Here is a 12,894-nt window from a genome sequence, read left to right as displayed (position 1 = left end):
ATTTTGTGATACTTAGTAAACCATTGAATCGTCCTGATAAAATTTGAATTCTATGAGGTTATTCGCAGGGTCAATTAGAAAGAAAAGAAGATGTTCTTCTTGTTTACCCGAAAAGCGAGTGGTCAATTCTTGGAAGAATGGAAGTTTGTTTTGTTGGGCAATCGCTAGCTTTTGAAGAAATTCATCTTTGTTCGTGAAAGTTATTCCATAGTGCCGTGGATACATAGTAGGTGAATCATCAATATTGTTGGGGCTAAGATGGCAAACGACTTGATCACCAAAGAAATTAAACGTCACACGGTCCGTATATCTTCTTGCAAGTGTACAACCTAGTTTTTCATAAAATTCAACTGTTTCGTCTAAGTCTTTGCAAGGTATAGCAAGGTGAAACAATTTATTTTGATCCCGCATCCATGAATTCCTCCTAGTCAAATAAAGTAAGTGTATCTGAACGTAAACCTAATCGCAGTGTCTCTAATGATAAAGCATCAGTAAATGGGATATTTGCTAAGTTAACATTAGTACCAAATTTTTTAATGAAAAATGTTTGCATCTTCTTATTTGGCGCTTCAAAAATGATTTGACTCCTATTGAGGTCCGATAAGAAAATTTCTTCAACTACATCTGTTCGCAGATCTCCGTTACTTTGACAAATACCACTAGTGCCACTTTCTCTTGCTTCGGTAATGACTTTTGTGGAGCCGGCTTCAACGTCTTCAAGAATGTACTCAATCCATTCTGAGTCGCAATACCGATCAGATTTCTCGCAATCTTTGCTGCCTACCTCGCTAAATACTTTAAAATCCTTTGAAAAATCAGTTATAAATTTTGCTTTCTCTTTATTTGAAATATCAATTGTTCCGTTTGATATTTCAATGTATTTACATTGATACTGTTGGCAATAGGTGAAAAATTGATCAATTTTTCGCTGGCTTAAAAACTTCTCGAAAAGTGTTCCTCCGAAGAAAAAATCAATGGCATAATCATGTAAGTAATCTATTTTCTCCTGTAGTTGTCGCGTAATAATCGATGTCCCCCAACCAAATTTAACAAAGTCTATAAATTCAAAAGAGCTAGTGATTGTGTCTTTAAAAGTATTTAACGATATACCGTTATCAATTAAGATAGTCAGGCCAATATTTCGTGGTTTTTGTTGCCTGTCCGGAAGGGATAATCCAGATGTAGTTGTTATATTCATACGTTTTCCCTCTCAATCATCGGTATTGGGGTGGTTTTATTGACGCGCATAATAAAGTCAGTGTTTCTCTCCAACGTACAAAGCTTAATATCTTCAACATCAAAATCTGGATTCGTTACATCAAAAAATTTCTTTGCGACCTGTGAACCTTTGATTCTTCTTATTACATCTGTAGAGGAGATTGTCTCTTTTCCTAAGATGATTCCTTTTATATATTCTGCACAAGCTAAATCATCATCTCCTGTAGGGTGTGAAGCAACGATGTTAATGGTAAGGTCACTTTTTGCCTTAGAACATAACCGTCTGACATAATTAGCCGTTGTTTTTGCATTTGAAAACCCTGTTACCAAAAGGTGTTTTGTATTTAAAGAATGCAAGGCGGCTTTTACTCCGTTTGTTGTTTTTTGGACAAGTTTCTTATCAGTCAACCTTTCTTGTGATATTTTTTTAGGAGAGTTATCTAAGTCAAATCCAGCGATTGCGATACCATTTTCTTCACCAGCTAATAAATAATTTGGGCAAGCGTCTTTGAGTGCAAATGCCTCGCTTTTTGTTTTAACGAGGGATATGTTTGTAACTCCTGCTATAAAAGCATAATGAGCAACAGTGAAAGCACGAATGACGTCAATTACAATATTAATATCGGAAGGACCTAAGTGGTTATTATTGCCTTGGTGGATAAAGATCGTCATCATCATCTCCCTTTAAGTAATTTCCTGTTACTATATTCGCCTAATAAAAATGTTGTTACTAACGACAGTATTACAAACTGTTGTTTTAAACTCGATCAGGATCTTTTATTTGCTAAAATAAAGGTAATGCGTTAGCTTCAACTGTAAGATACCTAGGAGAGATAATTGAAGGAGGAATATATGCTTAATCAAAATTCTAAACGTAGGGAACTTAAAGATATAAAGTTATCTGTTCTTGACCTTGTACCTATTGTCCAAGGCGGAAGCCCTACAAATTCATTTAAAAACACTTTAGATTTAGCAAAGCATGTTGAGAATTTGGGATTTCATCGTTACTGGCTAGCTGAGCATCATAACATGCCTGGTATTGCTAGTTCGGCAACAACTGTTTTAATTGGGTATGTTGCACAAGGAACGTCGAAGATTCGGGTTGGATCGGGTGGGATTATGCTACCTAACCATGCTCCTTTAATGGTAGCTGAACAGTTTGGAACGTTAGAATCGCTCTATCCTGGACGAATTGACCTAGGATTAGGAAGAGCACCTGGGACCGATCAGACAACGGTGCAAGCCCTTCGAAGAGATAAACGTTTTGGGCATGATTTTCCAGCAGATTTAGAAGAACTACGATCTTTCTTTCAACCAATAGTTGAAAACCCTAGTGTGAGAGCCATTCCAGGTGAAGGGCTAAACATACCGATTTGGTTACTTGGATCAAGTGGCTTTAGTGCTCAACTTGCAGCTGAGTTAGGATTACCATTTGCATTTGCAAGCCATTTCTCACCAGACAATACTCTTGGAGCATTAGAGTTATATCGAAACAATTTCAAACCATCTGCTGTACTAGAAAAACCCTATGTTATGGTGGGAGTCAATGTTATCGCAGCGGATTCGGACGAACAAGCGCAAAAAATAGCAACCTCTCACAAGCAGCGTATTTTAAATCGATTAAGAGGACGTCCTGCACCATTAGACCCTCCTGTTGAGACAATGGATGATATTTGGACGACCTATGAAAAAGAGGTAGTAGAGCAACAATTACGATCATCGATTATTGGAAATGCTAATGTGGTTAAAGAAAAGTTCCACTCTTTTTTGGATGAAACACGAGCAGATGAATTTATATTGAACAGCCATATGTATCATCATCAAGACCGTTTACGCTCATTTAAAATAGTAGCAGATATATGGAAGAGTTAATAAAAGAGGTTGTTTCTTGTAGGTGTGATACTATTTAGGAGACAAGCTTTATTACAACATAAAAAAAGGTCTAATCTCAGAAGTAGGGGAGATTAGACCTTTTGCGTACTATTTGGTTATTTATTTTCCCGATCATTTTTCTTTATTTTAAACATATCTTTTAGTGCTGGCTTTTCTAATGCTTTGTCATTTTTCTTATCATTTTTAGTCTCTTTATGAGCATACCAAGAAATAATCTTCAAAATAAGCACCACCGATCATTGTTTTAATTAAATAGAGTTTATCACTCATTTGTCCAATTATATGAGCTCTAAAAGCTATATATGTTAATAATCAATAGAATTCTTTCAAATAGTGAGGTGATTTCGTTTTAAGTTGTTTAATTATAGATGGTGATAATCTTTTGTATGCTCTGTATAAACGGCTAATTGCTGTAACTTTTCGTTTAAAAATGTTCTATCAAGATCCAATAAGGATTCCTTTTTTATCCCTTGTTGAATATATGTTGAGAATTTCCAAATCATGTCCTTTGTTCTTCTATCATTTTGCGAGGCAATGTATTGTAACGATTCGATCATTGCAGCAACTACTGATATATCCTCAATTCCATAATGGCGGATTTGGTAATAGCAACGATAAAGGTAATCTTCGAAATGTCTTTGCCTGACAATAACACGAAGACTTTCATGTTCGTCATTATAATAGGAACGATGAAGGTTCTTTTTAGCTAATATAGTTAAAATTCTTGCAAGGGCTCGGATACCACTTATCGCGGTATTGGGATCATTTGTCCCTGGTGAAAGGGCTCGTAACGTAATTTCTACTAGTTTTGTAAGCCCGAAATCAATATCTTGAATCGTTGCTCGTTCATCGCCGACATGAAATAAACGATGGTAAAGCTCAACATTAACATGTTGTGTGCTACCCCAAAAAGACAAAAAGCTTGTTCCTTCTTCAACATAGTCACCAAGACCTACTTCAATTTTTATGATAATTTCATCCTTACTTGCTCTTTTTACTAATTCTTCTAACTCAATGACTAGTAAGTAACCTGATTTCTTAGCGTGAAGATAGGTTGGTTCTACTAAGTTTAACTCTTCACTTTCCCAATCTTTCCACGGTTCATCAGGAGCCTCCTTGTTGTTATCTAAATAGTTATCATGAATTGTATCAATCGTATTTTTGGTGATATGATGGATTAAATTGCTTACTTGGATCCATCTTCCAACGTGGTGAACGAAGAAAACAAAAAAACCAACACAAATCAATGCATATATAACAGCTAATGTAGGGGAGATAAATAGAAATTGCTTATTAGACTCGTTCATTAATAGCAATAAGACTAATGAATACACGAATCCACCAATAAATACACCAAGAATTCTTTGTGTATGTTTATCTGTTAAAAAATCTTGCATTGTCCGTGGAGAAAATTGTGACAAATAGGTGGTAAGGACGACCATTATGGTTGAAAATGAAATAGTTGTCATTGTTAACAATGAGGATGTTATTGTACTTAATAATCTATGAGCTAAGTTTAAGTCAACGGTGAGAAAAGCAGGGAAAAAACTGTGGTTGACAGATGAATCAAGTACAATACTGATACTTGCTAATATAATGGAACCTGCTCCGTACAAAGCAGGAATAAACCAAAAATATGATCGTAACATCAGCAAGGCTGGACGAATTTTCATAATTTGTGTCCTCCTATACTACATATTCATATCAATAGTTTCTGCTTGAAAAATGAAATTAAACATTTCTTTCCTGTTATTGCAGGAATAGATAAGGATCATGCTGAAAAGGTAAGTGATCTAATTAGGGGAGTGAGCGATTTGAGTATTCAAAATCCTAGTAATGAAGAAATTAAACAAATGCTTCAAGAAAGTAAAAGAATTGCGGTGGTCGGTCTTTCTTCAAATCCAGAACGAACGTCGTATATGGTAACAGAAGCCATGCAAAAGGCTGGCTATGAAATTATTCCTGTTAATCCTGTTGTTGATGAAGTGCTTGGAGTGAAGGCAGTAGGTTCTTTAAAGGAAATTGATGGAGAAATTGACATTGTAAATGTGTTTAGAAGAAGTGAACACCTTCCAGAAGTTGCGAAGGAAACGATTGAAGTTGGAGCAAAAGCTTTTTGGGCGCAACTAGGTGTAGAAAATGAGGAAGCATATAAAATGCTAAAAGATAATGGAATTAAGACGGTAATGAATCGATGCATAAAAGTTGAACATGCAAAGTGGAAGTAAAAAGTTGTAGAGGCTTTTAAATACGTAAAAGGTCCTCATCCTAAGGATATGGGTTTTCTTATTACGTACTTGTAGCTTCTTGATTTGTTTGTTTGAGTTGATGTAAAAGGCTATATACATACCCCTTTTGTATCAACTCCTTTTTCTGTCGAATTAAACAACGAAATGCACGGTGGTTGGAAAAGAGGTTGCGAATACTGAAATTATCGCTACAATAGATTAAGCAACAGTGTTAGAGAAATAGAAACGCTTGTTCGTTTATGCTACAATGTAATAGTGGCATGTTGAAAGGAGTAGCAACTTTGGCTAAGAAACAACATTTGGATTATAACGATGATGCAATACAAGTATTAGAAGGTCTTGAGGCTGTAAGGAAGCGTCCGGGGATGTACATTGGTAGTACAGATGCGCGTGGTCTCCATCACCTTGTATATGAAATAGTAGATAATTCCGTTGACGAAGCCTTAGCAGGACACGGATCTTACATAAATGTTACAGTTCATCGTGACAACAGTATTTCTGTTAGTGATGAAGGACGAGGAATGCCAACAGGGATACACAAATCGGGGAAGCCAACACCTGAAGTAATTCTTACGGTTCTTCATGCCGGTGGGAAGTTTGGGCAAGGAGGCTATGCAACAAGTGGCGGTCTTCACGGTGTTGGGGCTTCAGTCGTGAATGCGTTATCGGAATGGTTAGTTGTTGAAATTAAACGGGACGGTCACATTTATAAGCAACGTTTTGAAAATGGAGGCAAACCAGTTACGACCCTTGAAAAAACAGGCAAAACGCGTAAATCTGGTACGACGATTCATTTTAAACCAGATCCAACTATTTTTAATGCGATAGCATACAACAGTGAAACATTAACAGAGCGACTACGTGAAGCTGCATTTTTATTAAAAGGACTTAGTATAGAATTAGTTGATTTACGAGGAGAAGGTTCAAAACAAGAATTCTGCTTTGAAAATGGTATAGAGGCGTTCGTGGAATATTTAAATGAGGATAAAGAAACATTATGCCCTGTTGTCTTTTTTTCAGGTGAACAAAATAACATCGAAGTGGAGTTTGCTTTTCAATTTAACGATGGCTATACAGAAAATGTGCTTTCCTTTGTCAACAATGTTCGGACAAAAGATGGAGGAACGCATGAACTTGGTGCCAAAACTGCAATGACTCGAGCGGTAAACGAATATGCTAGGAAAGCGAAAATAGTAAAAGAAAAGGATAAGAATTTAGATGGTTCAGATATTCGTGAAGGTTTCACTTCGATCATCTCTGTCCGAGTTCCTGAAGAGAAGCTTCAATTTGAAGGGCAAACTAAAGGAAAACTAGGAACCTCAGAAGCACGATCTGCCGTGGATAGCGTTGTATCAGAAAAGTTGTCTTATTTCTTTGAAGAAAATCCAGACGTAAGTTCCATGCTAATCAAAAAAGCACTGAAAGCACAACAGGCTAGGGAAGCAGCGAGAAAAGCTCGGGAAGATGCGCGAAACGGGAAGAAAAGTAAGCGAAGAGATGTTCTCTTGAGTGGTAAGCTTACACCTGCTCAATCAAAAAATCCACATCGAAATGAACTGTACTTAGTTGAGGGAGACTCTGCTGGAGGCTCTGCGAAACAAGGCCGTGATCGTAAGTTCCAAGCCGTTCTGCCATTACGTGGTAAAGTCATTAATACTGAGAAGGCTAAGCTTGAGGATATTATGAAAAACGAAGAAATCCGTACGATCATCCATACGATTGGTGCTGGAGTAGGTTCTGATTTCAATTTGGACGATGTTAATTATGATAAAATTGTAATTATGACTGATGCAGATACAGATGGTGCCCATATTCAAGTACTTTTGCTCACGTTCTTTTACCGGTATATGCGTCCGTTGTTTGATTCTGGGAAGATATATATCGCATTGCCCCCTCTTTATAAGGTAAGTAGAGGCAGTGGAAAAAAAGAAGTAATTGAATATGCTTGGGATGAACGCGAATTAGATAAAGCGATAAAAAAAGTTGGGCGTGGGTATACATTACAACGTTATAAAGGGCTAGGTGAAATGAATGCAACTCAGCTTTGGGAGACGACAATGGACCCAGAGACAAGAACCCTAATCAGAGTAAAGCTCGACGATGCAGCGCGTGCAGAGAAGCGTGTAACAACATTGATGGGGGATAAGGTAGAACCTAGACGTAAATGGATTGAGTCTCACGTTGCATTTGGAATGGAAGAAGACTCAAACATCTTAGAAAATGAAAACTTAGCAATCATTGAGGAGGAGTAAGCTTGGCACAAACAGAGCGTTACTTAGACCTTCCCTTAGAAGAAGTCATTGGCGACCGTTTTGGTCGCTACAGTAAATATATCATTCAAGAGCGTGCATTACCTGATGCAAGAGATGGTTTGAAGCCAGTTCAGCGTCGAATTTTATATGCCATGTTCAAGGATGGAAACACAGCGGATAAACCTTTCCGTAAATCAGCCAAAACCGTTGGTAATGTTATCGGGAACTATCATCCACACGGAGATTCCTCAGTGTATGAGGCGATGATCCGTATGAGTCAAGAGTGGAAGGTACGTAATCTTTTGGTTGATATGCACGGTAATAATGGATCTATTGATGGTGACCCACCTGCTGCGATGCGTTATACTGAAGCACGGTTATCCAAAATAGCATCTCAGCTATTACGTGACATCGATCGCGAAACGGTTGATTTCATCCCTAACTTTGATGATTCAGAGGATGAACCAGTCGTTTTGCCAGCAATGTTTCCTAATTTATTAGTAAACGGTTCTACAGGTATTTCTTCCGGGTATGCAACAGATATTCCACCACATCACTTGGGCGAGATTATTGATGGTGTGATTATGCAAATGGAAAAGCCGAACACGACGCTCGATGATTTACTTGAGGTTGTCAAAGGACCCGATTTTCCAACCGGTGGTATTGTTCAAGGTATCGATGGAATTCGACAAGCATATCGGACAGGAAAAGGGAAAGTGATTGTGCGTTCAAAAACGGAGGTACAAGAACTTCGGGGTGGTCGTGAACAAATCGTCATTACAGAAATACCATATGAAGTTGTAAAATCCAATTTAGTGAAGAAGATGGATGAGCTTCGCTTTGATAAAAAAGTAGATGGAATTGCTGAGGTAAGAGATGACACAGACCGTACAGGATTGCGTATCGTCGTTGAGCTAAAAAAAGAAGCAGATGCTACGGCCATATTAAACTATTTACTTAAAAATACTGATTTACAAGTTACATATAATTTTAATATGGTAGCAATTGCAAATAAAGCTCCTAAGTTAATGGGCCTCCAAGAATTAATTCAAGCATATATTGAACATCAAAAATTGGTCGCTACAAGGCGAGCAAAATACGATCTTAAAAAAGCTCTCGACCGTCAGCACATAGTGCAAGGGCTCATCAAAGCCATTTCTATCCTAGATGAAGTGATTAGTACAATCCGTGGATCAAAAGATAAAAAAGATGCGAAAGATAATTTAATAGCCAAATATGATTTTACAGAAGCTCAAGCTGAGGCTATTGTTACCTTGCAGCTTTATCGGTTAACCAATACTGATATTACAACTCTTGAAGAAGAGGCTGCAGAACTTGAACGTCGTATCCATGAATTAGAAGCTATCCTTGCAAGTGAAAAGAAGCTTATTCAAGTTATTAAAAAGGATTTACTAGCAATTAAAAAGCAGTTTGCAGATCCAAGACGTACAGTGATTAAAAAAGAAATAGAAGAAATCAAAATCAATATGGAAGTGTTAATTGCTTCGGAAGATGTTATGGTAACGGTGACAAAAGAGGGATATGTTAAGCGTACTAGTATTCGTTCATATACAGCCTCAAATGGGGAAGACCCTGGAATGAAAGAAGGAGATTATCTTCTTACCCATTTTGAAATGAATACGACTGAAACATTGATCTTATTTACGAGATCCGGAAATTATTTATATATTCCGGTTCATCAACTTCCTGATATTAGATGGAAAGAAAATGGACAGCATGTGGCTAATCTTGTAAGTGGGTACAATTCAGATGATGAAATTGTAAAAGCAATGTCAATCAAAGAATTTAAAGAAGAATTATCGCTACTTTTTATCACGAAAAATGGAATGGCTAAGAGGTCGCAACTATCTCTTTATCAAGCACAACGCTATTCAAAACCTCTAATGGCGTTGAAGTTAAAAGGTGACGATGAAGTAGTATCTGTAATGTTAACGGACGGTAATGAAGATTTATTTATTGCTACTCACCTTGGTTTTGGCTTGTGGTTAAATGAAGATGAAATTAATTTAGTTGGGCAAAGAGCAGCGGGTGTAAAAGGCATTAATTTAAAAGAAGAGGATTACGTTGTTGACGCTTCAACGTTTTCTAAGGTTGAGAAAAAAGTAGAGTTTATCATTGTTACACAGCGAGGAGCTGTAAAGAAAATATCAATTACGGAGTTTGATAAATCAAATAGAGCGAAACGTGGGCTTGTGATGTTACGAGAGTTAAAGTCCAACCCACATCGAGTGATCGCTTGTAAAAAGGTTAAAAAATCCAACGGTCAATTTGTTGTTGTTACGGCAAAAGGACAAATGGAACACATTGAAGCTTCTAGTTATAAGAACAGTGATCGCTATAACAACGGATCGTTCATCATTGATGTTACAAGTGCTGGGGAAGTCTTAGAAGTACGAGAAGAGATTGATACTACACAAAAAACTGATGAGGATTAAACTCATCAGTTTTTTAAAATAAAACCGAATTACAGTAATAATATTATGTAAACTAAAAAGGGGAAGCTTCATGAAAGGAACTACACATATCATTGGTGGTATAACGGCAGCCGTTATTATAGAAAACCAATTTAATTTAACCATTACTGATCCAGTCTTATTTTATAGTGGAGCTATAGTTGGTGCAATCATCCCCGATATTTGCCATCCCAATTCAATGATTGGAAGGAGACTGCCTTTATTATCAACGGTGTTCAGCAAAGTTTTTGGCCATCGGTCGCTCAGTCATAGCTTATTATTTCTTTTTGCACTTTACCTACTTACGGACCAATTGCAATATCCTTGGATAGGCGCGCTGCAATTAGGGTTGCTAACAGGTGTTGGCAGTCATATTATCCTTGATGCAATGACTCCACAAGGTGTTAAATTATTTTATCCATTAAAATGGAAAGTGCGCACGCCGGTTTACGTAAAAACAGGCTCTTTAATTGGTGAAACGCTAGTCAACACAGTACTCATTGCTGTAACGATATTTTTACTATTGCCTATTTAAAGAGGACTTATAATTTCATTTACCGTAGTTATTTTGGAATTTTAAAAGTTAATAAACCCAACGAGCAAGACTACACTACCTATGATGGGAAGTGTAGTCTTGTCTTTTACTGGCCTGTCCGTTGAGATGTTTCTTTTGATGTAACTGTGGCACCATCGTACTCTTTATCAATTTGTCCTGTTGTTGCTTTTTTAGAGGTTAACTTATAATCAGCGATTTCATCAGGACCTGTTAAACCAAATAAGCCCATTGTTCCTCCTTGGCCCATTCGAACATGTTCTCTCACGCCACTCTCTTCATTTGGCATTGCAATCACCTCACTTTGACATTAAGGTTATTCAGCAGGGTTCGCTTCAACAGCTATCTCATATGCTTGTAAAATTGAATCTCTTTCATTTGGATCGCTTATTCCTACAAGGTACTGATCATTTTCTTCTTCTTCTATTCTCATAACGACAGTTTCATCGCCAGAAGTCAAAAGGGCATAAGAGTTTTCTTCCATATCAAATAACGCTTCGACCGAATAATCTTTCGTCGCTCCACTCTCGTCTTCAATTGTGATTTTATCTCTTAGTTCTTCTGACTCCATGATAGGTCACCTTCCATATTTGGGCTTTGTCTCCTCGTACGTTTAGTATACCTACGTACATTTTATAATCTTCCCTGAAATACATCGTTTATTTTTAATTTGAATTGGTTGATTCTTCATTTTACATACTAACTAATATCAAATGGTACAACCCCAAAAATAAGTTAAAGAATAGAAAAGAGGAATAAATTATGCGTGAGGTTTGCTATGTTTTAGTCACTTTGTTAACTGCTGTCTTTTTGTATACACCCACCATTCATGCAGCTATCCAAATGGATAATGTGACACAAGAGCTTAACCGTCTAATTGAAAATGATGCTAATTTAAATGGTGGTCAAGCCAGTATAAGCATTCGGTCTGCAGAGACGGGAAAGTTGTTGTATGAATATGCTGGTTCAAAACGATTACGTCCGGCTTCGAATATGAAAGTACTTACAGCTGTTGCCGCATTAGAGGTTTTAGGAGAGGACTATACATTCGAAACTGAATTACGAACAGACGGGAGAATTAAGTGGAAGGTATTAAATGGAAACCTTTTTGTTCGAGGAAAAGGAGACCCTACGCTATTAAAAGAAGATATCGATGAAATGGTTGCTGCTCTTAAGCAAAAAGGTGTAAAAATGATCCGTGGTGATCTGGTCGGAGATGACACTTGGTATGATGATGTCCGGTATTCCATTGATCTCCCTTGGAGCGATGAGACCATGAATTATGGTTCTGCGATTTCGGCATTAACGTTCGCACCTGATATGGATTATGATGCAGGTACAATAAAGTTCGAATTAAGTCCTAGTCAAAAAATAAACGAAAGGGGACTAATCTCATCAAGTATACCAATTGATTACGTCACTATTGTTAATAAAACAGTGACAGTTCCAGCGAATGTAGAAGAAGAAGATATTACTGTTAAAAGAGAACATGGTAACAATACGGTAGTCGTTTCTGGTGAAATTCCGATTGGTTCAAAAAAGAAAACCTATCGGGTAAGTGTTTGGGAGCCAACCGATTATACGCTTCATCTTTTTCAGGAAGCTTTAAGAGAAAATGGGATTAAACTGTTAGGAAAAGTTAGAAGAGGGCTTACCCCAGATGAGACCACACAATTAGTAAAACATCAGTCTATCCCTTTATCTGAACTTTTAATTCCATTTATGAAATTGAGTAATAACGGTCATGCAGAAACGTTTGTAAAAGAAATGGGAAAAGTAGTGAAGAACGAAGGCAGTTGGCAAAAAGGATTAGAGGTAATAGAAGATCAGCTACATTCTTTTGGACTCGAACCGGAAATGATGGTTATCCGGGATGGATCAGGTATTTCACATGTAAATTTAGTTCAAGCAAATCAACTTTCAAAAATTTTATATTTAGTTCAATCATGCCCGTGGTTCTCCGTATTTCATGATTCACTGCCAACTGCAGGTGGAATAAGTAGAATGGAAAAAGGAACCTTGCAATCGAGAATGAGTAGTTTGGAGGCGAAAGGAAAAATAAGAGCCAAAACAGGGACGATAAGTACCGTAAGTTCCTTAGCTGGTTATGTGGAGACAAGTAGTGGCGAGTTGCTTATTTTTTCAATTATTCAAAACAATGTACTTGACGAAACAAAAGCAAAAGAGTTAGAAGATCAATTGGTATTAAAGTTACTTGATTTGTAAGTGATTAGAATAGCTTTTTTGCTGTTGAG

At 37.2% G+C, this 12,894-nt stretch carries 13 protein-coding genes; 6 read left to right on the top strand and 7 right to left on the bottom strand.

All coding sequences use genetic code 11. The features are described from left to right. Positions 1-12: 12 nt before the first annotated feature. Genes AC1FXZ_RS04995 through AC1FXZ_RS04985 form a run of 3 tightly spaced genes read right to left on the bottom strand, consistent with a single transcriptional unit; the run spans position 13 to position 1,890 of the window. On the bottom strand, positions 13-411 hold the full coding sequence (locus tag AC1FXZ_RS04995) for a VOC family protein (RefSeq protein WP_480051605.1): 399 nt from the start codon (positions 409-411) through the stop codon (positions 13-15). Positions 412-424: 13 nt separating this feature from the next. Continuing rightward, entirely contained in the window at positions 425-1,198 is a 774-nt protein-coding gene (locus AC1FXZ_RS04990; RefSeq protein ID WP_480051604.1) for a phosphosulfolactate synthase, read from the bottom strand. Beyond that, the gene (locus AC1FXZ_RS04985) at positions 1,195-1,890 is read right to left on the bottom strand and encodes a 2-phosphosulfolactate phosphatase (RefSeq protein ID WP_480051603.1); all 696 of its coding nucleotides are present in this window, start codon (positions 1,888-1,890) and stop codon (positions 1,195-1,197) included. Before AC1FXZ_RS04985 ends, AC1FXZ_RS04990 begins: the two co-directional genes overlap by 4 nt. Positions 1,891-2,070: 180 nt before the next feature. Between AC1FXZ_RS04985 and AC1FXZ_RS04980 the strand changes: the two genes are divergently transcribed. After that, entirely contained in the window at positions 2,071-3,090 is a 1,020-nt protein-coding gene (locus AC1FXZ_RS04980) for an LLM class flavin-dependent oxidoreductase (protein WP_480051602.1), read from the top strand. Between the two features lie 116 nt (positions 3,091-3,206). Here the strand turns inward: AC1FXZ_RS04980 and AC1FXZ_RS04975 are convergent, their stop codons facing one another. Together AC1FXZ_RS04975 and AC1FXZ_RS04970 are read right to left on the bottom strand one after the other, a co-directional pair. Further along, the gene (locus tag AC1FXZ_RS04975) at positions 3,207-3,332 is read right to left on the bottom strand and encodes a hypothetical protein (RefSeq protein WP_480051601.1); all 126 of its coding nucleotides are present in this window, start codon (positions 3,330-3,332) and stop codon (positions 3,207-3,209) included. A gap of 141 nt (positions 3,333-3,473) precedes the next feature. Continuing rightward, complete coding sequence (locus tag AC1FXZ_RS04970; protein ID WP_480051600.1) at positions 3,474-4,784, bottom strand: DUF2254 domain-containing protein; 1,311 nt, start codon at positions 4,782-4,784, stop codon at positions 3,474-3,476. A 141-nt stretch (positions 4,785-4,925) separates the two neighbouring features. Here AC1FXZ_RS04970 and AC1FXZ_RS04965 point away from each other — a divergent pair, with 141 nt between their 5' ends. The 4 genes from AC1FXZ_RS04965 (at position 4,926) to AC1FXZ_RS04950 (ending at position 10,621) form a co-directional block, all read left to right on the top strand. Then, positions 4,926-5,339 (top strand): CoA-binding protein, encoded by a 414-nt coding sequence (locus tag AC1FXZ_RS04965; RefSeq protein ID WP_480051598.1) that lies wholly within the window; start codon positions 4,926-4,928, stop codon positions 5,337-5,339. Positions 5,340-5,620: 281 nt separating this feature from the next. Beyond that, on the top strand, positions 5,621-7,612 hold the full coding sequence (parE, locus tag AC1FXZ_RS04960) for a DNA topoisomerase IV subunit B (protein ID WP_480051596.1): 1,992 nt from the start codon (positions 5,621-5,623) through the stop codon (positions 7,610-7,612). Between the two features lie 2 nt (positions 7,613-7,614). Further along, the gene (gene parC / locus AC1FXZ_RS04955) at positions 7,615-10,068 is read left to right on the top strand and encodes a DNA topoisomerase IV subunit A (protein ID WP_480051594.1); all 2,454 of its coding nucleotides are present in this window, start codon (positions 7,615-7,617) and stop codon (positions 10,066-10,068) included. A gap of 70 nt (positions 10,069-10,138) precedes the next feature. After that, the gene (locus tag AC1FXZ_RS04950) at positions 10,139-10,621 is read left to right on the top strand and encodes a metal-dependent hydrolase (RefSeq protein WP_480051592.1); all 483 of its coding nucleotides are present in this window, start codon (positions 10,139-10,141) and stop codon (positions 10,619-10,621) included. A 106-nt stretch (positions 10,622-10,727) separates the two neighbouring features. On the opposite strand, the gene AC1FXZ_RS04945 is transcribed toward AC1FXZ_RS04950, so the two are convergent. After that, entirely contained in the window at positions 10,728-10,928 is a 201-nt protein-coding gene (locus tag AC1FXZ_RS04945; protein ID WP_480051590.1) for a hypothetical protein, read from the bottom strand. A 27-nt stretch (positions 10,929-10,955) separates the two neighbouring features. Next, positions 10,956-11,210, bottom strand: coding sequence for a DUF1292 domain-containing protein (locus tag AC1FXZ_RS04940; protein WP_480051588.1), 255 nt, complete (start codon positions 11,208-11,210; stop codon positions 10,956-10,958). Positions 11,211-11,401: 191 nt separating this feature from the next. Here AC1FXZ_RS04940 and dacB point away from each other — a divergent pair, with 191 nt between their 5' ends. After that, positions 11,402-12,865, top strand: a complete 1,464-nt coding sequence (gene dacB / locus AC1FXZ_RS04935) for a D-alanyl-D-alanine carboxypeptidase/D-alanyl-D-alanine endopeptidase (protein WP_480051586.1) — start codon at positions 11,402-11,404, stop codon at positions 12,863-12,865. Positions 12,866-12,894 lie beyond the last annotated feature (29 nt).

This window comes from Halalkalibacter sp. HAAS-P014 (genome assembly GCF_056619965.1).
The sequence above is the reverse complement of the archived record's forward strand: the minus strand, read 5'-3'. Positions and strand labels throughout refer to the sequence as shown.